Consider the following 20,089-nt stretch of genomic DNA (forward strand, 5'->3'; position numbering starts at 1 on the left):
CTATAAAGCCGCCTGTGACGTAGCCTGGCGGCTTTTTTATTTGTCTGGTGATTGCTTTTGGTCAAAAAATGCACATTCAATGGTGTTATACTGTGCAAAGTCGTCCACATCTATGAGGAAATTATGGATACCTTGTTAACGCCAGCACAGTTGGCAATCGAATTTCTCCGCCGTGATACCACGTCTTTAACTCCCGCTCAGTACCTGAAACGCGTTAAGCAGCTAGAACTGGAGTTTGCCGATCTGATGGCGCTATCTTCCATCGAACTGAAAGAAGAAATCGATTTTGCCTGGCGACTGGGGCTCCACTGATATTCCTTCCTGAGCAGGGTTGACTACTACGCACTGCGACAGCGAAAAAAAACCGGCTTGCGCCGGTTTTTTTGTACCTGAATCAAACTCAATCGTCTTCTTCGTCATCCATCTCGACGGGAGTCTGATAATCGTTTGGCTTAATGGCCAGCAGATCGCAGCGCAGGTGATCAATCACCTGTTCCGCGGTATTCCCGAGGAATGCGGCGGAAATACCGGTACGACCGACGGTGCCCAGTACCACGATACCTGCATCGAGGTGGGCCGCCAGGTCAGGAATGACCTCTTCAGGTAACCCTTTTTCTACGTGAGTAAACTTCTCATCGATACCGAATTGCTGGCGCAGTGACTTCATTGCCAACAGGTGCTGGCCGCGAATCGCATCGTTATAGACGCTCGGGTCAAAATCAGGGAGTTCAATGGCGATATTGATCGGTGTAACCGGGTAGGCGCCAATCAGATGGACTTCAGTATGGTTAACCTGTTCGGCGAGCTCAATCGTCTCCTTAACCAGCTTTTCGTTCAGCGCATTATGGTACGCTTCTTCACTGGCCAGATTCACCGCCACCAGCGCTTTACCGCCTTCTGGCCACGGTTGATCTTTCACCATCCAGACTGGACACGGGCATTTACGCAGCAGGTGCCAGTCGGTTGGCGTAAAGATAACGGATTCGAGTTTGTCGTGCTGGTGCGCCATCTTCAGCATAAGGTCATGACCGCCGCTGATGACCTCCTGGATGATCGCTTCAAACGGGCGATTATGCCAAACCACTTTAATTTCCAGCGGAACACCTGCCTCCAGATAGTATTTCGCCTGCTCGCGGATCCATGCGGTACGCTGGCTAATTACGCCCTGGCGCATCGCGGTGCGCTCGTCGGGAGACAAAAGGGTGGTCATCTCATAAGAGAAGTCATAGATCGGTAAAAACGCTTTAATGCGACCACCAATCCGTTGATGTAGATACACAGCGCGTCGCAGCGCGGGCTGATCGTCCTGGTTAGGATCGATAGCAACGAGCATATTCTGATACTTGGCCATACAGGGTCTCCTTACAGCTGTAACCACAGTTTGTCAGTAAAAGATAACTCATATAATGGGAATGAAACAGGGGGGAACCTTTGCCAGATCAATAAATCAGGATAAATACCTGGCGGTGAACACCTCGCTTGTATGAATCTTAGCTTCGCCAATCATCGGCCTGTGGGGCGCTAATTGACGGTAGTCTCCTTGTTGTTTTGCGCTAAAAGCGCGATCACCAGGTCGATATAAGTGAGGGGTTTGTAGAAAAAATAGCCCTGCATTAAGGAAATATTATTGCGGTTGAGATAGGCCAGTTGCTCGGCGGTTTCGACGCCTTCGGCAATAATCTGTAGGGACAGTTTTCTGACCATATCAAGCACGCAGTCAAGCAGCATTGTGGACTCCTCATGGCTATCCACACGGCTGACAAAACTCTGGTCAATCTTGATAAAATCAATCTTTAAATCATGCAGATAAGATAAACCGGAGTATCCGGTGCCAAAATCATCAAGGGCGATAAAGAAACCATGATGGCGCAACGTATTGAGATTATCTATGAGTTGTTCATCGATTTGCAGCGGTTCGCGTTCGGTGAGTTCCAGTACCAGTTTGAGATCATTCTGGCGGAGACTTTCTCGAAAATGCAGGCAATCATCCATAAATGAAGGGGCACACACATGAGCTGCGCTGAAATTGATGCCAATATGAAAACCGCCGGGTAATTTATCGGCGATTTTATTCATCTGATCGACGACCTGGCCCATCAACGCTTTGGTTAGCGGAATAATCAATCCGCTCTTTTCCGCCACCGGAATGAAGGTTGCCGGGGAGATAAAGCCGCTGCTCTCATGTTTCCAGCGGGCTAAAACCTCAACGCCCTGTATTTTACCGGTTCGCCCGTCGACGACCGGCTGATAGAAAGGCACAATCTGTCCATTTTCAATCGCCCGGCGTAAATTCTCTTCCGGCGTCGTATATTTATTGGCGTATTTATACAAGATGTACGCCACCGTGCAGGAAAGAATAAAAATAAAGAATAAAAGTCCGGAGCCTTGTTGTATCAAACGTTCGAAACTGAACAGCGGCGGCAGATGATAGCCGATGCTAAATGGATAGCGGCGAGAGTTCAGAACAGCAGACGTTTTGTGATTGAGCTGGCTGGCCATGACATCACCTGAGGTGCCAATTCTTTTGCCGTCAATCACCAGCACATAGTGAGCATCTGTAATAAAGCTGCTTAGTGCATCGCGAATATGCGCATCACTGACGCTGACAAAGATTTTCCCCTCGGGAGAATGTGTTTGATAAATCAGCACGGGAAGATTATTGGTAGTTTCTTTGGCTGATAAGAGCAGTAACTTCATATCCGGTAGGGTATTAAGATGATAAATCAATACTCGGTTGCCCGGTAACGAGGAGCACCACGCTTTGCCGTTCTTCAGAATGACAAGGGTCCGCAGGTGGGGGTTTAGTGCGGCAGCCGTCCCCAACTGATATTGATTTTCCGCCGAGCAGCCCTGATAGGCGATCTTCATTGCTGTTTTCGTCGCGGCTTGGGCTTCATCAAGAATGGCATCGATCTTTTTTATCGTGTGCATCGCACCATTGGCGCTGTTTGTCTGAGCCAAATACCACAACTGGACATTCAAAATAGTTGTGCCGGCAATGAATATCACGACGGCGAAACACACAGGCAGTATGGCGGTGCGCATGAATGTCCTCTTTTAAAAGGTACTTTTCATTATTCGCTTATGATCATTTTCACGGTGACCTGTTCATGACCGAATGCAGTGGCATCAAAAATGAACGTCCATACACGAATGGCTCTGATTTTATCTATAGGAGAGACCATCCTCGGGATCAATAGACCGGGATAAATAAAGTTTTTAGTTTATTAACCCTACGTCCTGTCGCGTCAAATGTGGCGAAATGCCAAAAATAAGCGGGATTAAGGATCTCCCGATTGCCTGTTTTGGCAACTACTCGCGTTTAGACCGATGGCAGAAAAAGAAAAACCCCGAATAAACGGGGTTTTCAGAAGAACGGCAGCAGAAGCGTCGATTAGGCAACGTTGCGTGAATGACCCGCGAGGATAGCCAGCGCATCGCTGTTTTCGATAGTGATATATTTGCCTTTGACTGCCAGCATCCCGCTTTTCTGGAAACGACCCAATAGGCGACTGATGGTTTCCACCGTCAAACCAAGGTAGTTACCGATATCGCCGCGGGTCATGGTCAGACGGAACTCACGCGGTGAGAAACCACGCTGCGCAAAGCGGCGCGACAGGTTATAGATGAAAGCAGCCAGACGCTCTTCGGCATTCTTCTTCGACAGCAGCAGGATCATGTCCTGGTCGCCTTTGATTTCACCGCTCATCAGACGCATCATCTGCTGGCGCAGGTTAGGCATCTTACCGGATAAATCGTCCAGCGTTTCGAAGGGGATTTCACAGACCATTGAGGTCTCCAGCGCCTGAGCAAAGCTCGGGTGGTGACCGGTACCGATGGCATCAAAGCCAACCAAATCACCGGCCAGATGGAAACCGGTAATCTGCTCATCACCCTGTTCGGTGATGGTGTAGCTCTTAATGGTGCCGGAGCGAATCGCATACAGAGATTTCAGTTCATCACCGGCTTTGAACAAGGTCTGCCCTTTCTGGATGGGCTTTTTACGCTCGATAATATTATCCAGCTGATCAAGCTCATGCTCATTAAGAGTGAACGGGATGCAAAGCTGGCTGATGCTGCAATCCTGACAATGGATAGCGCAACCGCCAGACTGAATGCGTCGTATAATTCTCTTTTCCGGGATCATAGGTTTGCTCAAGCCGTAATTGATATTAGTCAATTTTAACATCTTTTTGGTGAGCAAGTAAGTCTCGGCGAGGGTATTCACCCAAGATTAAAAAGGGATATCATTTATTGATACATATCCAATTGATATGTATCAATAAATTTTGCATAAGACATCGAAGGATGGTTTCCGATAAGCGGCTAAAGGGCACAGAAAATCAAAGCAGCAGGTAGCCTTCGTGGCGTAAAAGCCACTCTTTGCGCTGCACGCCGCCGGCATAACCGGTCATGGTTCCGTTGCGGCCGATGACGCGATGGCAGGGGACCACTACGCTGACCGGGTTGGCGCCATTGGCTGCCCCTACGGCGCGTGCGGCACCGGGACGGCCAAGCTGTTCAGCCAGTTGACCATAGTGCATCACTTGTCCGCAGGGAATGGTGCGCAACGCTTGCCACACTTCACGCTGGAAAGGCGTTCCGCCAGTGGCAGTGGGAATCGACTCAATAACGGCCAGATCGCCCTCAAAGTAGTCAGACATTAAACGGCTTAATCCCCCCGGATTACTGGAAGCCACCCGCGAGTAGCCTTCAGTCCGATAATGGATATTCAGCAACTGCTCCATACGATCGCTATGCTCTTCCCATTCAATAGCGCGCAAATGGAAATTTTCATCACAAAGGATCCACAGCGGCCCTAGCGGGGTGGCGATTTTATCTTCGAGCAAAATCAGCATACGTACATCATCCGTTTATGCGAAATATTCTTATTTATCACCATACCACGCGAATAGGTGATGACTCTATACCTCAAGAGGATAACCATTAAATTTGTGTGGTAATTATATAGATGCATAACAACAGCAACAATTAAATTGCGCCATAAAAAGATTAAGAATAAGAAGATGATATATAAAATAGTCAAAGTGGGAAAATGTAAGGTGCTGAAAGAAAGAGGGAAAGAATGGCGTTATCACATTTGCAGAATAAAAATCGGGGCCTGTCGACATCGCCAGACCCCGCAGCAACCACACAGTTGTATCCGTACCGAATCCCACATTTTGCTCCGCACAGCGGGTATTACTATTTATAACGGTTCTTTTCATAATTTCCAGATAATTCTTGGTGATTTATTTCACGCATTCGCAATGGAAGGAAAGTTTTAATTAGGGGTTTATTTTGTTTAAGCATGAATTAATATATTTGCAAAGATTATGAGTTGCGTATGAAAACGTTTCGGATGTTTAAACTTTAAACACAAAAGATAAACGGATTGAGCCTATCCTGCCTCACGGCTATAGTATTCGCCAGTTGTTGTAAGGGGGAGTTCACATGAATCCTGAAGAAAAGTCACTGTTCCTGGACGCCATGGATGATGTTCAGCCGCTTAAGAAATGCCACGATGTCCACTGGCAACCTGTGCGTAACTCCCGAACCCGGCAGCAGATAGACACGCTGCAGTTGGATAATTATCTGACCACCGGCTACCTGGATATCGTTCCGCTCGATAGCCCGCTCGAATTTAAGCGCGAAGGCCTACAAACAGGCGTGCTGGATAAACTGCGGCTGGGTAAGTACAGCCAACAGGCGAGCCTTAACCTGGTGCGCCAAACGGTGGAAAGCTGCCGTCAGCAGCTTTTTGCGTTTATCCACCAGGCGCAGCAGGACGGTTTGCGCAATGTGCTGATTCTTCACGGCAAGGCAAAAGAAGACGGTTCTCACGCCAATATCGTCCGCAGCTATCTGGCGCGCTGGCTCACCGAGTTTGATGATGTGCAGGCATTCTGCGCGGCGCTGCCGCATCACGGCGGCAGCGGGGCGTGCTATGTGGCGCTGCGTAAATCGGCGGCGGCAAAGCAGGAAAATTGGGAGCGCCACGCCAAACGCAGTCGCTAACGCATTAGCAGACTCAGTTCAGACGCTGCTTTTTGCAGCTCCGGCAGCACGCGATCCAGCATTTCGGCTGCCGAAACCTGTCCAGCATGAACCCCCACGTTAAGGGCGGCCTCAACCTGGCCCTGCGGGTTGTATAGCGGTACTGCCAGCGAACGCAGCCCCATTTCCAGCTCCTGATCGTTTAACGCATACCCCTGTTGCCGCACGGCTTTTAGCTCGCTGCGTAGCTTGCTGACCGATGAAATGGTCTGCGGGGTATAGCGGATCATGGTGATGCGGGCCAGCATATCGTTGAGCTTTTCTTCCGGCTGGTGGCTTAACAATACGCGTCCCATCGATGTCGACCAGGCCGGGAGACGACTGCCGATATCCAAATCAATCGTCATGATGCGCGAGCTGGAGGCGCGGGCGATATACAGAATATCGTCGCCATCGAGAGTGGCAATAGAACAGGACTCATTCAGCATTTCACTTAAATGTTTCAGCACCGGCTGCGCAGAGCGCGCCAGCGGCGTAGACGCTAACCAGGCGTGACCCAGCGATAGGATGCGCGGGCGAAGCTGAAAATTCTTACCATCTTCTGCATACACGAAACCCAACTTACCGAGCGTATACAGGCAGCGGCGAACCGCCGCGCGCGGAATGCCGGTCTTCTGGCTGATTTGTGAAATTGATAGCACTCTGCGCTGCGGAGTGAATGCCTGAATGACCTCCAGTCCGCGCGCCAGTGAAGCCATAAAGTTAGGGTCGCCTTTGAACGGGTCGCTATCGCCCGTCAATTTATCGTCTGGATGCATCTCCATTTCACTCTCCGTTTTTGCCGTCGATCACATTCTGAAGTTAAACATACACGATGTTCGATAATCGCACCATATTTCGATTATCGCCCTTGACCCGCATCGTTAAGCGGGTCACATTTTGTGCGAACAGCGAATAATAGTGCGATAACCGCACATCAAGGAGCAACCTGATGATTGATAAAAGTGTGTCGACGCTGGCGGATGCCGTCGCGGGTATCAACGATGGCGCGACGATAATGATTGGCGGCTTTGGCCCAGCCGGGCAACCGACGCGGCTTATCGACGCTCTGATTGAGCAGGGCGCTCGCGACCTGACCATTATCAACAATAACGCCGGTAACGGCGAGATTGGGCTGGCGGCACTGCTAAAAGCCAGACGCGTACGCAAAATGATCTGCTCATTCCCGCGTCAGGTTGACTCGCAAATTTTTGATGGGCTCTACCGTCGCGGTGAAGTGGAGCTTGAGCTGGTGCCGCAGGGTAACCTGGCGGCGCGCATTCAGGCGGCAGGTGCCGGATTAGGCGCCATCTTCACACCAACGGGCTACGGCACACCGCTGGCGGAAGGTAAAGAAACCCGTGAAATCGACGGGCGCCACTACGTTCTGGAATATCCCATCAAGGCCGACTTTGCTTTGATTAAAGCCCATCAGGGCGATCGCTGGGGCAATCTGGTTTATCGCAAAGCCGCGCGTAATTTCGGGCCGATTATGGCTACGGCAGCCAAAACGACGATTGCCGAAGTGACCAATTTGGTGACGCTGGGTGAACTGGACCCGGAAAACATCATCACCCCGGGGATTTTCGTTCAGCGCGTGTTCTCGCTGGAATCTCTCGCCACTCAAGCGCTGCGTGCTTAAGGAGCCCAAAATGCAAAAACTCTCTCGTGATGACATGGCGAAACGCGTGGCCCAGGATATCCCGGAAGGCGCTTACGTTAACCTTGGCATTGGTCTGCCAACCCGCATCGCTAACTACCTGCCAGCGGACAAAGAAGTGTTCCTGCACAGCGAAAACGGCCTGCTTGGCATGGGGCCAAAACCGGCGGAAGGGGAAGAAGATCCCGAGCTGATTAATGCCGGTAAAGAGTACGTGACGCTATTGCAGGGTGGCTGCTATTTCCACCACGGTGACTCGTTTGCCATGATGCGCGGCGGTCATCTGGATATCTGCGTACTTGGCGCGTATCAGGTCTCGCAAAAGGGCGACCTTGCCAACTGGAGTACCGGCGCACCAGATTCCATTCCTGCCGTTGGTGGGGCGATGGATCTCGCCGTTGGCGCGCGCCAGGTCTTTGTGATGATGGATCACCTGACCCGCGACGGCGAATGCAAACTGGTTGAACATTGCTCCTATCCGTTAACCGGAGTGGGCTGCGTGAGCCGCATTTATACCGATCTGGCGGTGATTGATATCACCGATAAAGGCCCGGTCGTGCGTGAGATTTTCAACGGACTGTCGTTCGATGAATTACAGCGTATCACCCCCGTCACTCTGACCTACGATACAGTCGCGGAAACCGCATAAGGAATCATGATGAATCAAGCATTTATCTGCGACGCAGTGCGCACACCGTTTGGCCGCTTTGGTGGTACGCTCTCTAGCGTGCGCGCCGATGATTTGGGGGCGTTACCGTTAAAAGCGCTGCTGGAACGCAACCATGGGTTAGATCCGGCGCGTATTGACGATGTTATCTACGGCTGTGCCAACCAGGCGGGCGAAGACAATCGTAATGTGGCACGCATGGCCCTGTTACTTGCCGGGTTGCCAGAGACGGTGCCGGGCAGTACGGTTAACCGTCTGTGTGGATCCAGCCTTGATGCGATCGGCATTGCGGCGCGGGCGATTAAAAGCGGCGAAACGCAGCTGATGATTGCCGGTGGCGTTGAGTCAATGTCCCGTGCGCCGTTTGTCATGGGGAAGGCGGAAAGCGCGTTCAGCCGCAGTATGAAAATGGAAGACACGACCATCGGCTGGCGCTTTATTAATGCGCAGATGAAGGCCCTGTATGGCGTTGACTCCATGCCGGAGACGGCGGAAAACGTCGCCAGCGACTTTGCAATTTCTCGTCTCGATCAGGATGCATTTGCGCTGCGCAGCCAGGTGCGTACTGCCCAGGCACAGGCAAACGGTATTTTTAACGATGAGATCATCCCGGTGTGGATCCCCCAGCGTAAAGGGGAAGCGCTGTGTTTCTCTCAGGATGAACACCCGCGCAGCACGTCGATTGAAGCGCTGGCCAAATTGAAAGGTGTGGTCCGCCCTGACGCGACCGTTACCGCCGGGAATGCGTCCGGGGTCAACGACGGCGCTTGCGCGCTGCTGCTGGCCAGCGAGCAGGCCATGACGCAGAATGATTTGCAGCCGCTGGCTCGCGTCGTAGGCGTAGCCACCGCCGGCGTTGCGCCCCGCATCATGGGCTTTGGCCCGGCACCGGCCGTACGTAAGGTGCTGGCACAAACCGGGTTGACGCTCGCGCAAATGGATGTCATTGAATTAAATGAAGCTTTCGCCGCTCAGGCGTTGGCGGTGCTGCGTGATTTAGGCTTGCCGGATGATGCCGCGCAGGTGAACCCGAACGGCGGCGCGATTGCGCTGGGGCATCCTTTAGGGGCTTCCGGTGGGCGACTGGCGATGACGGCGGCCTATCAACTGCGTCGTACCGGCGGCCGCTATGCGCTGTGTACGATGTGTATCGGTGTGGGCCAGGGGATCGCGCTGATTATTGAACGCGTTTAAGGAGCAGGAATGAGTTTGTTGACCCCGCTATTGCGTACCCATGCGCTGACGGATTTTTTTAGCGACGAGCAGACCGTGCAGGGCATGCTGGATTTCGAAGCCGCGCTGGCGACGGCACAGGCGCAGTGCGGGGTGATCCCCACGTCAGCGGTCAAGCCGATTGTGGACGCCTGCCGCGCTGAAAATCTCGATTTTCTTGCGTTGGCTAATGCCGCCGCTAACGCCGGTAACCTGGCGATCCCTCTGGTTAAACAGCTCACGCAGTGCGTCAAGCGTGTTGATGCCGAAGCCTCGCGCTACGTGCATTGGGGGGCGACCAGTCAGGACGCCATTGATACCGGCATGGTATTACAGCTGCGCAAAGCGCTTGCCGAAACGGACCAACGCCTCCAGCGCGTAATGCAGGCGCTGGCGGGGCAGATAGCCCTCCACCTCCAGACGCTGATGCCGGGACGGACATGGATGCAGCATGCACTGCCCATTACCTTTGGTTTAAAGCTTGCAGGAACGCTGGATGCGCTACTGCGCTGGCAGCAGCGGCTGGCTGAAATGCGCCCGCGCCTGCTGGCGCTGCAGTTTGGCGGCGCGGCCGGCACCCTGGCATCGTTGAAATCTCAGGGGCCCGAGGTCGCACAGCGCCTTGCCGACACTTTAGATTTACAGCTTCCCGACACGCCGTGGCATAGCCAGCGCGATCGGGTCATTGAGGTGGCGAGCTGGTACGCCGGCGTAGGGGGAACGCTGGGCAAGCTGGCTAATGATTTCGCATTATTGATGCAAACTGAAGTCGCCGAGGTCAGTGAACCTATCGCAGAAGGGCGCGGCGGTTCGTCGGCGATGCCGCATAAGCGTAACCCGGTTACCTGTGCGGCGGTTCTGGCGGCGGTGCAGCGTATGCCAGGCCTGATGGCGACGCTGTACGCGGCGCAAATCCAGCAGCATGAGCGGGCGCTCGGCGGTTGGCAGGCGGAGTGGGAAACGCTACCGCAGCTGATCGTTCTCGTTGGCGGTGTGCTGGAAAACAGCGAAGTCCTGCTGCGCGGTATGCAGGTTAATACACAGAAAATGCGTGACGATTTGGATATCACCCATGGCCTGATCATGGCTGAGTCCGTGACACAAGCATTGGCGGTGTTTATCGGTAAAGCCGATGCCCACCATGTAGTTGAGAAAATTTGTCACCGGGCGATTGCATTGGATTGCCCATTACAACCGCTGTTGGAAAACGATCCGCTGGTAAGCCAGCATCTTTCGGCGGCGCAACTGACACCGCTGCTCGACCCGGCGAACGCTATCGGCAGCTCGGAACACTTTGTGCGTCAGGTTCTGGCGCGCTATCAGGAGCAGGGAAATGAAAATCCATTATCGCCTTGATGGGCCTGAACAAGCACCGGTGCTGGTGCTCTCTAACTCGTTGGGCACCACGTTATCCATGTGGGACGCGCAGATCGATGAATTAACGAAAAATTTCCGCGTATTGCGTTATGACACGCATGGTCATGGCCAAACCCGTAAGCGGGAAAAGGTGACGTTGTCACAATTAGCTGAGGACGTGATTACGCTACTCGATCACCTGAATATCCCCAAAGCCTATTTTTGCGGTATCTCGATGGGGGGCTTGACCGGCCTTTGGCTGGCCCGCTTTGCGCCGGAACGTTTCCACGCTATCGCCGTTGCCAATACCGCGGCAAAAATTGGTGAGCAGGCCGGCTGGCTTTCGCGTGCGCGAACCGTGCGTAGTGAAGGAATGGATGTGGTTGCGGCGGGTTCGGCGGATCGCTGGTTTAGCCATTACTACCGTCAGCATCAACCGGCGGTTGTTGAACAACTGTGTCACCAGTTGGCGAACACGGATGCCGAAGGTTATGCCGAATGCTGTGAGGCGTTGGCCGCAGCGGACTTACGCGCTGAAGTGGTCGCGATTCAACTGCCGATGCTGATTATCGCCGGCGAACACGACCCGGTGACGACGGTGGCGGATGCGGATTATCTGCATCAACAAATTGACGGTTCATTCCTGGTGACGCTGCCTGCGTCGCATCTCTCAAACGTGGAAGCCAGCGAAGAGTTCACCGCGGCGCTAGCGGCATTTCTGGAGAAAAATAATGAGCGATAACCCACGCTATCAACAAGGCATGGCGGTACGTCGGAAGGTACTGGGCGATGCACACGTAGACCGAACGCTGCAAAAGCTGTCGCCGCTCAATGAAGAGTTTCAGGACTTTATTACGCGCTACGCGTGGGGGGAAACCTGGACGCGTCCCGGTCTCGACCATCACACTCGCAGTATGATCACCATTGCGATGCTGATTGCGCTCAACCGCGAAGCGGAGCTGAAAATGCATCTGCGGGCCTCGTTTAATAACGGCGTCACCCGTGATGAGCTGAAAGAACTGATTATGCACTCGGCACTTTACTGCGGTCTGCCAGCGGCTAACGCGACGATGCATCTGGCACAGCAGGTATTTGATGAGCTGGACGCTGAGAAAGCGTGATCGCTAAGTTATAAAATAAAATGCAGTTCCATTATTATCGGTTCTCAGTTTCTATTTCATGCAAGTGATGGAGAACCGATGACAAGAATACCTTATCTGGGCATGTCGACGCTGCTCTGTATGCCGCTGGTGCTCCAGGGCTGCGCGGCACCGTTGTCGACAGGCACGGCCACCAGGCCGCTGTTGACCTCGCAGGAAGCGGCCCCTTACACCGCAGAAAACTACTTTGCGCAGGGCGGCCTTCGGAGCCAGCCGCAGGGCGCATGGCAGCCCAGCGACATCAACCTTACCGATATTGCGACGCCGTGGCGCGTGGCCGCCAGCGGAGCCCCCTTCACGCGCGTTCAGCAGGCGGTTGATGCTGCTATAGCCCAGCATCAGGGTTCCGAGCGGATTTACATTCGTCTTGAGCCGGGGGTGTATACCGGTACGGTGTATATCCCCGATGATGCTCCGCCCATCACGATTTTTGGCATGGGTAAACAGCCGGACGCGGTGCGCATTGAGCTGGCGCTGGATTCCCAGTTTAGCCCCGCGCAGTACCGCCAGACGGTGAATGCCGATGACTATCCGCCGCATTCACCGGCCTATTATCAATACGCGTTGTGCGCCGGGAAAACCACGGCGCTTATTGGCACCAACTGCGCCGCGGTATTCTGGTCGCAGAGCAACGATCTCCAACTGGTGAATTTGACCATCGCCAACAGCCTGCTCGACACTGTAGACGGCGGGACTCATCAGGGCGTGGCGCTGCGCACCGACGGCGATCGTATCCAACTGCAAAACGTCCGCCTACTGGGGCGGCAGGATACGCTGTATCTCAACGTCAGTAACCGTCGCAACGATGCGCTAACCGACAGAATTAACCGCGTTTATGTCAAAGACAGCTATATCGAAGGCGATGTCGATTACGTTTTTGGCCGAGCCAATACGGTGTTTGAGGGCGTGCATTTCCATACGGTTTCCAGTCGCCAATCTCCAGAGGCCTACGTGCTAGCGCCGAATACCTTGCCGGATAACCCGTACGGTTTCCTGGTGAAAAACAGTCGTTTCACCACTGACGATGGCTATAAAGGAACGTTTAAAGCCAAGCTGGGGCGGGCCTGGGATCAAGGGGCCGGAAAAACGGGATATGTGCCGGGCAAAACGGCGAACGGGCAGGTGTTAATTATGAATAGCGCTATCGACAGCGGCTATGACAGCCTGTCGCCGTGGGGCGCGGCCGCGACCACCGCAAGGCCGTTTAAGGGGAATGCCAGTCCATCGCGGCAGTTGAACGATGTACAGTACAACCGCCTGTGGGAACGGTGATGCGGTAAACCTATTACCTGACCGGCCGCAGAAGTCGTCGCTCGGTCAGGTGATTAGGGTTAAAACGGCAGCGCCCGTGGGGTGGTCTGCAGAGTTACCCAGCGCAGTTCGGTAAACTCATGAATGCCCGCACGTCCGCCAAAGCGCCCGTAGCCGGAATCTTTCGTGCCGCCAAACGGCATCTGCGCTTCGTCATGCACCGTCGGGCCGTTGATGTGGCAAATGCCGGTTTGCAGATTTTGCGCGACGTTCCAGGCGCGGGCGGTATCACGACTGTAGACCGCCGAAGATAAACCGTAAGCGCTGTCATTGGCGATGTACAACGCGTGTTGCTCATCGCGCGCGCGGATCACGGCCTTCACCGGGCCAAACGACTCTTCGCTCCAGATGCGCATCTCCGGTGTGACGTCCGCCAGCAAGGTCGCGGTCATCATCGTCGAGTTGGCCTTGCCGCCGGTAAGCAGCGTGGCGCCTTTCGCTAGGGCATCATCAATCAGCGCGTTGCAGCGTTCAACGGTTTTGTTATCCACCACCGACCCTAGCAGACCTGCAGGTAGGCCATTCACCCGTTTCACTAAAGCGGCGATAAACGGCTCAGCGATGGCGTCATCAACGATAATGCGTTCGGTGGACATACAAATCTGCCCGGCATTGGCGAACGCGCCAAAGGTTGCGCCAGCCGCAGCCTGTTCGATATCGGCGTCGTCCAGCACCAGCAGCGGCGCTTTGCCGCCGAGTTCCAGCACCACCGGTTTGAGATGCTTCGCGCAGGTCTGGGCAATAATGCGCCCGACGGGCGTGGAACCGGTGAAATTAATGCGCCGGACGCCAGGATGTGCGATCAGCGCCTCAACCAGCGCCGGCGCGTCCTGTGCTGCACAGGAAAGATAGTTCACCACGCCGTTTGGTAAACCCGCAGCGGCCAGTGCTTCGATAATCAGCCCCTGAGTGGCAGGCGACAGTTCAGAGCCTTTGAGGATCACCGTATTACCGCAGGCCAGCGGGGTGGCGATGGCACGAACGGCCAGAATAATCGGCGCATTCCACGGCGCCATCCCGAGCACCACTCCTGCACCCTGGCGAGTGGCCATGGCGAGATTTCCCGGAATATTCGATGGGATCACCTGGCCTTCGATTTGCGTGGTGAGCGCGGCGGCCTCACGCAAAATATCGGCGCCGAGATGCACGTTAAACCCAGCCCAGTGGGGCGTGGCGCCGGTTTCGGCATTCATGGCGGCTACAAATTGGTCGTGACGTTGTTCCAGCTGTTCGGCGGCGGCTAACAGCAGTCGTCGACGTTCGCCGGGTGGCGTGTCGCGCCACTGTGGAAACGCCGCGGTGGCCGCATCGGCGGTGCGCAGCGCATCGGTAAGGGTTGCAGCAGGAGCGCGCGTGGCGGTCTCGCCGGTGACGGGATTGGCGCGGGTAAACGTCTCCGCGTTGGCGGCCGCGCAGGCTTCGCCATTAATGAATAGGGTGCAGGTGAGTGTCATGGAAACCTCTTATTGATTCGGGTAACGGATCGAGTGTAAAGAGGTGCGTCATAGCTGAACATCCATGACGCAGATTTCGCACGCTTTTTTTGAAATTCCGGGAGCGGTTCACATCCTTGTGCCGCCGAGGGTTACTGGAGCAGTGACTGCAGTTGGCGCTGTGCGTGCGGATCTAATTGCAGCAGATTCATCTCTTCACCCGCTTCGGTGCTGCGGGCATACAGCGCCACCAGCCAGTCGTAGACATAGCGCGTCGCCGCATGCACCGGCTGTTCACCCAACTGCGTTAAGCGCGCGCTGCTGGCGGCTGCGCTGTGCGCGAAAATCGCGCTGTCTTTAACGACGCGGCTGGCAGGACGACGATCGGCGGGTAGCTCAGCGTACCCCAGCCAATTGATGAAATCGCCGAGGGTGGCACGCAGTTGGGCGGCCCCCGCCTGCTGCTCGGCGCTGACCCGGCGAAGCTTCTGGGCTAACGCCATTCGCTGACTGGCTGCAATAAGGGTCAGGGTCAGCTGTTGCTGGGTGGCTGGCGTCAGTACCGCATGCGGCTGACGGCTCCACTGGCGCAAATGTTTGCACCACAGGGCATAGGCTTGAGAACCCTGATCCTGATGGAACTGCGCGCTCTGCTGGGGCGTTTCAGGTGCGGCGAAAAGATCGACCACCTCGGTAAACAGCCCGCTGACTTTCTCTTCGCGCTGCTGCTGCACCTGGCACAATGCATCAAAAGCGGCCAGGTCGGGCAGCAGACTTTCCAGCAGCTCACCGTGGTGTGATGCATGGGTTTGCAGTTCACGGATAGCGGTTTGCGCCTGCGCGGCGTGGTTTTCCGTGGTGGCTAACAACGGCTGGCACAGCGCCTGGAGTTGCTGTTGATAGCCGCTGGCAATCGCCGTAAACCGACGCTGGCGCAGTTCAGGTAAGGTGGCCTGCGATAGCCACTCGACGAGGCGCTGTAGGCTGCTGTGATCCAGCGCCTGCAGCGTCCCCCAGTGCTGACCGGGTTTACCCACCAACTGCTGAATGGCTTCATCAAAATGACGCTGATGCACAAAACGATCATCTTCCGGAGTGATAGCCCACACCAGGCCCGGTAGCTTGTTTTCCTGCGCAGGCTGGGTTTCATTCACCCAGCGCAGCAGCGCTTTGGCGGTGGCGGGGATCATCGCGCGCTGGGCCGTGGCGTTACACACCAGCAGAATATCTGGCTGACGTTGCTGGCGAAAGTGATCAAGCAGCCAGCGGCACTTGCAGGCCCACAGCGGCGATTCGCTCGTGGTTTGCGGCACGGGAATATCAAGGATATCCACGTTATCCAGCACGCCGTTTTCAGTGCTCAACACCAGCTCAACGGTCAACAGCGCCAGAGTGGTCGCCGGAATGCTGACCGCGTTCTGATAGCCTTCTGCCGTGAGTGGGTGCACCAATACGGCGTCTTCACTCTCACCGCCGGGTGTCAAAAAAGCATCCATCGGCAGAGTAAAGGCATCCACCAACAAACTCAGCGGCGCCATCACTGCCCGGCGATTGCCCAACTGGTGCAAGGTATGCGCCAGCTTCAGCCATTGTTGCGTCAGTTCCTGCTGTTCACCCCACAGCAGCGACCAGGCACGGGCGCGGGCGGTCAGATCGAGCGACGGCAGCAGGTGGGCGAACTGATACCACAGCGCATCGTCAATTTGCTGGTATGACGTCGGTAGCGTATCGCGCCAGAAACGCGCAATGGCAGCAATTTCAGCGCGGGTAATGCCAGGAACCGGCTGCGGTTGACGCAGACTTTGCCAGCCGCGCAGACGCTGAGCAATCACGCTAGCGTCCGGTGCACGGACATCGCCGCGCTGTATAGCGTGAGAGATAAACAGCTGCACCAGTTCGGCTTCACTCATCAGCATCAGGCGCAGCGGGAACGCATCGTCAGGCGTAGCCGGGTCGCGACTAAAGCGCACCGCCATTTGCGTCAGGCTGTGACCGGGATTGATATGGCTGAAGTAGTCGAGCGTTTTACTGCCCGCCTGGACCGCCAAACGGCCATCGCCGCTGCCGCACAGCGTGCGCAGTAAATGGGCTTTTGACGCCTGCGAATGGCCAAAAAGGGCGATGCTGGCGCGGCGCTGGCTGGCCAATTGGTGGGTTTGCTGTTGGGCGTCGAGACCCAGGAGACGCGTGAGCAGCGCGTCGGCGTCTTCATCCAGCGCGGAATGGGTTTGTCGGGTGACGTTGAGCCATTCCATTACGTTCTGTACAGAGGTCATTTCAGGAATACACTCCCGCTATCAATCCAGTAGTGGCTGCCGCTGTGACGGCGGTCAGCCAGAGTGTTCAGTTTCAGCGTCAGGGCATCCGGCGATACCGGCGTACCGTCCTGCAGCCAGGCGTCGCTGAGGACAAAGGCCTGCGGCGCTTCGTGTTTGCTGCCACCCTCTAGCTTCAGGCGCACCTGAAGTACACCGTCACCGGCAATGGCTTTCGCCAGCTCCGGTGAATTAATGCTCAGCGTATACAGCGGCGTGGCAGGCCAGCGGGTATTTGCCAATTGGCGGAAACCGAGCGTCACGTTGCCGCGCAGTGGGAAATGCAGGCGAGCGTCGAGCTTGGCGCCTGGCTTATCGAGATCGAGATCGTGATACCAGATGTTCTCGTCACGCAGCGTGTTGACGGTTTTATCCAGTACGCCCAAATAGCGCACGGTGGAATAAGCGCCAATATCCGCCGCCTTAAAGTTAAAGTGCGGCAACCGCAGATCCAGCGCCAGGCTACACAGCATCGCACCGACCGCAGCAGTGGATTTCGGGTTGCCGATACGCCCTTGCTGGCTGAACGGATACCACTCGTGAACATGGTATTTATCCAGCCAGACCATGCGGTTCACTGGCACCGGCTGGAGGTAGCGGATCAGTGCCTGAACGCCGGGCAGACAGCCCGGGCGCCCAGTCACCAACAGCACGTCGCAGGCGTAGTGAGAGATGGCCTCACACAGCGCGTGCAGCGGCCCGGCAAGCGTAAATTCACCCGCCAGCATTGCCTGCTGTAGCCCTCTAAAATTCACTTCCAACGGCACTGCCAGCAGATCAAACGACGCGCTGCCCGCCGGTAGCGCATGCTCAATAGCCTGACCGACGTAGTTCATCACATTACGGGTTGGTGTTTGCGGCAGCAGTTCACCAAAGGTGGCATGCAGCCCGGCCAACGGATCCTGAACGTCACATTGCTCCCAGGCAGCGAGAATGGCGTGGCCAATAGGCATGAATAGCTGGAGCGTGGTTTGCTGGCGCAATACCGCCTGCGTGTCCAATCGTCCGGAGTCGCCAAACAGCGTCGCCATCAGGGCTTGAGCATCGTTCACGCCGGATTTTTGCAGCTGGGTTTGCAACGCAGGCAGCACGCAGCGCTGAATAATATCCAGCAGCACGTCGTCACCGGCTATCTTAAACCCTTCGCGGAATAACAGCTGCGGAGTGATTTTGACGTTGCCGCCAATGCCATCGTCCAGTTGATACTGCGCAATCGCCATATCGGTGGTACCACCGCCCAGATCCAGTGAGGCGATACGGAGCGCGCGCCCTGGGGCCTCGCCCGGCTCCGGCTGGCGATCCGGTCGCGCCATGGAGGCGAATAGCGCCTCGGTCTGGCCCGCAAAGTGGGAGATGGCTTCGTTATACAACCACACCAGTTGACCGCAGCTGGCTTCGTCCCATTCCATATGAATTTTCGGGATCGGCACTACGCTTTTTTCCTGGAGGCGTACGCTGGCAAAATCATCGTCCTGCGGGTGCCAGCCCATGGCTTTCCACACCAGCGCGATGGCTTCGAACATACGGCGACGGAAGATCTCACGTTCCTGTTTTGGCATGGCTGACGGCAGCGTGAGGATCAGCGTACGCAGTTGGCGCGGAGAGGCAGGGAAGCCCAAACGTAGGCGAGTGGCAACGCTGTTGATCTGCCCCAGTGCCTGTGACAGGATTTCGCACAGCATATGGGTCATCAGAGTGCTGCGGCTGTACTGCGGTGAGAAGACCGGCATTCTTTCGTCAGGCGGCAGGGTAAACAGCGGCTGCCCCTCATCGTTCATCAGATTCATCAGCGGGAAGGCGGTGGCCAGCGGTTCGCGCTGCGTTTTGCCATTCATCTGGCTGAATCGCCAGTCCTGTACGGTGGGGGTTTCATCCCACAGATAGCGGCGTGGACTAGAGATACCGCTGTAGCCCTCGGTGCCCAAACGCTGCATCGCCAGCTTACGCGCCTCATCACCCACGCGGACCAAAGATGGCCAGATAAAGGCATCTTCACGGCCGCTTTCGACGGAGAAATGCTGTTTGCCAAAGCGTGATTCGGAGAACTCGACGCGGCTGGTAAACAGAGGTTCGTTTAGGTACTGCGGTTCGCTTAGGGAACGGACCTGCAGCTCGGCGGTCTGGCGCAGCCCGTCGTTGGCGTCGCCGTGATCTTCAATAATAACGCCGCAGGTGTGGGTGTTTCCGACGTCCAGAATCAAGTCCACCGGGATTGCCGGGGTGCTGAGCGTAGCGGTGACGATTTTGATCTCCGGCACCGTAAGCTGTTCGCCCAGCAGCGCCAGAATATTCAGCCAGTGGCCCTGATATTCAAAGCTGCGCAGCGCCTGTGCAACGTCGCGCTCGCTGCGGGTTTCGTGTGCCGCCACCGTTTGCTGGAAAACTTCGCGCAGCCAGCCATCAATCCAGGTCTGGTCGAGAAAATCCGCCAGCTCATTGTCGCGCCAGGCCAGCGCAAAACGGGTGCCGTTTAGCAGATCGTTAGCCACCGGCGACAGCGCCGTGGCGGCGTCGTCGCTGATCTGGCTGTCAAAGGCCAGCGTCACGCGGTGAGTATTGCCCGCGCTATCCGGTTCGGCAAGCTTGCGGATCTGCACCCGCGCCCAGTTATCCGGGCCTTCGACGAAGGTTCGCGGCGGGTTAAAACGTAAAAATGGCAGCGGCAGCCACACGCCGTCTAATAAGGTCAGCGAGTGGTGTAGCGGCAGGGTGGATTCGGGTTTTACGACTTCCGGCGGGCGTCCCGGCTCGCCTGGCAGCGTGTGGCGCTGATTAACCACGTCATAGTCGAGACGCAGCAGCGGGCCGTTGGCGGTTTTACGCACGAAGCGGCCGTTTTGCAGCGACTCCTGCGGGCTGAGGCCGAAGTCAAGGAACTGGACGCCGCTATTGGCAATCAGCGTCACGCTTTGTTTGTAATCGCAAAGTGTCACCAGCAT

17 protein-coding genes are annotated in these 20,089 nt (G+C 55.7%); 9 read left to right on the top strand and 8 right to left on the bottom strand.

The window, feature by feature from the left end; all coding sequences use genetic code 11:
* The first annotated feature begins 123 nt into the window (after positions 1–123).
* Complete coding sequence (locus KCR01S_RS02795; protein WP_052283427.1) at positions 124–312, top strand: YdiH family protein; 189 nt, start codon at positions 124–126, stop codon at positions 310–312.
* An 88-nt stretch (positions 313–400) separates the two neighbouring features.
* Here KCR01S_RS02795 and uspE read toward each other — a convergent pair whose 3' ends face one another.
* The 4 genes from uspE to ogt all read right to left on the bottom strand — a co-directional run bounded on the left by uspE (position 401) and on the right by ogt (position 4,859).
* Positions 401–1,351, bottom strand: a complete 951-nt coding sequence (gene uspE / locus KCR01S_RS02800; protein WP_061279638.1) for a universal stress protein UspE — start codon at positions 1,349–1,351, stop codon at positions 401–403.
* A gap of 170 nt (positions 1,352–1,521) precedes the next feature.
* Entirely contained in the window at positions 1,522–3,045 is a 1,524-nt protein-coding gene (locus KCR01S_RS02805; RefSeq protein WP_061279639.1) for an EAL domain-containing protein, read from the bottom strand.
* A 349-nt stretch (positions 3,046–3,394) separates the two neighbouring features.
* A complete protein-coding gene (gene fnr / locus KCR01S_RS02810) occupies positions 3,395–4,147 on the bottom strand; it encodes a fumarate/nitrate reduction transcriptional regulator Fnr (protein WP_146751565.1) in 753 nt (250 codons plus the stop codon).
* 196 nt (positions 4,148–4,343) lie between these two features.
* The gene (ogt, locus tag KCR01S_RS02815; protein WP_061279640.1) at positions 4,344–4,859 is read right to left on the bottom strand and encodes a methylated-DNA--[protein]-cysteine S-methyltransferase; all 516 of its coding nucleotides are present in this window, start codon (positions 4,857–4,859) and stop codon (positions 4,344–4,346) included.
* 595 nt (positions 4,860–5,454) lie between these two features.
* On the opposite strand from ogt, the gene smrA reads away from it, so the two are divergent.
* Positions 5,455–6,018: a DNA endonuclease SmrA gene (gene smrA, locus KCR01S_RS02820; RefSeq protein ID WP_061279641.1), complete on the top strand. Its 564-nt coding sequence runs from the start codon at positions 5,455–5,457 to the stop codon at positions 6,016–6,018.
* Here the strand turns inward: smrA and KCR01S_RS02825 are convergent.
* Positions 6,015–6,821 (bottom strand): IclR family transcriptional regulator domain-containing protein, encoded by an 807-nt coding sequence (locus tag KCR01S_RS02825; RefSeq protein WP_061279642.1) that lies wholly within the window; start codon positions 6,819–6,821, stop codon positions 6,015–6,017. The two genes, smrA and KCR01S_RS02825, sit on opposite strands and share 4 nt — an antisense overlap.
* Positions 6,822–6,988: 167 nt before the next feature.
* On the opposite strand from KCR01S_RS02825, the gene KCR01S_RS02830 reads away from it, so the two are divergent.
* From KCR01S_RS02830 to KCR01S_RS02860, 7 genes are all read left to right on the top strand, one after another.
* Positions 6,989–7,678: a 3-oxoacid CoA-transferase subunit A gene (locus KCR01S_RS02830; protein WP_061279643.1), complete on the top strand. Its 690-nt coding sequence runs from the start codon at positions 6,989–6,991 to the stop codon at positions 7,676–7,678.
* 10 nt (positions 7,679–7,688) lie between these two features.
* Positions 7,689–8,345, top strand: a complete 657-nt coding sequence (locus tag KCR01S_RS02835; RefSeq protein ID WP_061279644.1) for a 3-oxoacid CoA-transferase subunit B — start codon at positions 7,689–7,691, stop codon at positions 8,343–8,345.
* 9 nt (positions 8,346–8,354) lie between these two features.
* On the top strand, positions 8,355–9,557 hold the full coding sequence (gene pcaF / locus KCR01S_RS02840; RefSeq protein WP_061279645.1) for a 3-oxoadipyl-CoA thiolase: 1,203 nt from the start codon (positions 8,355–8,357) through the stop codon (positions 9,555–9,557).
* A 9-nt stretch (positions 9,558–9,566) separates the two neighbouring features.
* Positions 9,567–10,931: a 3-carboxy-cis,cis-muconate cycloisomerase gene (locus KCR01S_RS02845; RefSeq protein WP_061279646.1), complete on the top strand. Its 1,365-nt coding sequence runs from the start codon at positions 9,567–9,569 to the stop codon at positions 10,929–10,931.
* Positions 10,909–11,673, top strand: a complete 765-nt coding sequence (pcaD, locus tag KCR01S_RS02850) for a 3-oxoadipate enol-lactonase (protein ID WP_061279647.1) — start codon at positions 10,909–10,911, stop codon at positions 11,671–11,673. The genes KCR01S_RS02845 and pcaD overlap by 23 nt, the downstream gene beginning before the upstream one ends.
* Positions 11,663–12,052, top strand: coding sequence for a 4-carboxymuconolactone decarboxylase (gene pcaC / locus KCR01S_RS02855; protein WP_061279648.1), 390 nt, complete (start codon positions 11,663–11,665; stop codon positions 12,050–12,052). Before pcaD ends, pcaC begins: the two co-directional genes overlap by 11 nt.
* 78 nt (positions 12,053–12,130) lie before the next feature.
* Positions 12,131–13,363: a putative acyl-CoA thioester hydrolase gene (locus KCR01S_RS02860; protein ID WP_061279649.1), complete on the top strand. Its 1,233-nt coding sequence runs from the start codon at positions 12,131–12,133 to the stop codon at positions 13,361–13,363.
* Positions 13,364–13,422: 59 nt separating this feature from the next.
* Here the strand turns inward: KCR01S_RS02860 and KCR01S_RS02865 are convergent, their stop codons facing one another.
* The 3 genes from KCR01S_RS02865 to KCR01S_RS02875 all read right to left on the bottom strand — a co-directional run bounded on the left by KCR01S_RS02865 (position 13,423) and on the right by KCR01S_RS02875 (position 20,089).
* Positions 13,423–14,856: an aldehyde dehydrogenase gene (locus tag KCR01S_RS02865; RefSeq protein ID WP_061279650.1), complete on the bottom strand. Its 1,434-nt coding sequence runs from the start codon at positions 14,854–14,856 to the stop codon at positions 13,423–13,425.
* 131 nt (positions 14,857–14,987) lie between these two features.
* Complete coding sequence (locus KCR01S_RS02870; RefSeq protein WP_061279651.1) at positions 14,988–17,111, bottom strand: virulence factor SrfC family protein; 2,124 nt, start codon at positions 17,109–17,111, stop codon at positions 14,988–14,990.
* Positions 17,108–20,089, bottom strand: coding sequence for a virulence factor SrfB (locus KCR01S_RS02875; protein WP_061279652.1), 2,982 nt, complete (start codon positions 20,087–20,089; stop codon positions 17,108–17,110). The genes KCR01S_RS02870 and KCR01S_RS02875 overlap by 4 nt, the downstream gene beginning before the upstream one ends.

Origin of the sequence: Kluyvera cryocrescens NBRC 102467 (assembly GCF_001571285.1) — a bacterium.
GTDB lineage: Bacteria > Pseudomonadota > Gammaproteobacteria > Enterobacterales > Enterobacteriaceae > Kluyvera > Kluyvera cryocrescens.

What these genes read in the sequence shown, in the direction of transcription:
- KCR01S_RS02845 (WP_061279646.1), top strand. Translation starts at nt 9,567, where the DNA reads ATGAGTTTGTTGACCCCGCTATTGCGTACCCATGCGCTGACGGATTTT.
- KCR01S_RS02825 (WP_061279642.1), bottom strand. Translation starts at nt 6,821, where the DNA reads ATGGAGATGCATCCAGACGATAAATTGACGGGCGATAGCGACCCGTTC.
- KCR01S_RS02835 (WP_061279644.1), top strand. Translation starts at nt 7,689, where the DNA reads ATGCAAAAACTCTCTCGTGATGACATGGCGAAACGCGTGGCCCAGGAT.
- KCR01S_RS02865 (WP_061279650.1), bottom strand. Translation starts at nt 14,856, where the DNA reads ATGACACTCACCTGCACCCTATTCATTAATGGCGAAGCCTGCGCGGCC.
- pcaF (WP_061279645.1), top strand. Translation starts at nt 8,355, where the DNA reads ATGAATCAAGCATTTATCTGCGACGCAGTGCGCACACCGTTTGGCCGC.
- KCR01S_RS02870 (WP_061279651.1), bottom strand. Translation starts at nt 17,111, where the DNA reads ATGACCTCTGTACAGAACGTAATGGAATGGCTCAACGTCACCCGACAA.
- pcaC (WP_061279648.1), top strand. Translation starts at nt 11,663, where the DNA reads ATGAGCGATAACCCACGCTATCAACAAGGCATGGCGGTACGTCGGAAG.
- KCR01S_RS02795 (WP_052283427.1), top strand. Translation starts at nt 124, where the DNA reads ATGGATACCTTGTTAACGCCAGCACAGTTGGCAATCGAATTTCTCCGC.
- KCR01S_RS02875 (WP_061279652.1), bottom strand. Translation starts at nt 20,089, where the DNA reads ATGCTGGTGACACTTTGCGATTACAAACAAAGCGTGACGCTGATTGCC.
- KCR01S_RS02805 (WP_061279639.1), bottom strand. Translation starts at nt 3,045, where the DNA reads ATGCGCACCGCCATACTGCCTGTGTGTTTCGCCGTCGTGATATTCATT.
- ogt (WP_061279640.1), bottom strand. Translation starts at nt 4,859, where the DNA reads ATGCTGATTTTGCTCGAAGATAAAATCGCCACCCCGCTAGGGCCGCTG.
- KCR01S_RS02860 (WP_061279649.1), top strand. Translation starts at nt 12,131, where the DNA reads ATGACAAGAATACCTTATCTGGGCATGTCGACGCTGCTCTGTATGCCG.
- KCR01S_RS02830 (WP_061279643.1), top strand. Translation starts at nt 6,989, where the DNA reads ATGATTGATAAAAGTGTGTCGACGCTGGCGGATGCCGTCGCGGGTATC.
- pcaD (WP_061279647.1), top strand. Translation starts at nt 10,909, where the DNA reads ATGAAAATCCATTATCGCCTTGATGGGCCTGAACAAGCACCGGTGCTG.
- fnr (WP_146751565.1), bottom strand. Translation starts at nt 4,147, where the DNA reads ATGATCCCGGAAAAGAGAATTATACGACGCATTCAGTCTGGCGGTTGC.
- uspE (WP_061279638.1), bottom strand. Translation starts at nt 1,351, where the DNA reads ATGGCCAAGTATCAGAATATGCTCGTTGCTATCGATCCTAACCAGGAC.
- smrA (WP_061279641.1), top strand. Translation starts at nt 5,455, where the DNA reads ATGAATCCTGAAGAAAAGTCACTGTTCCTGGACGCCATGGATGATGTT.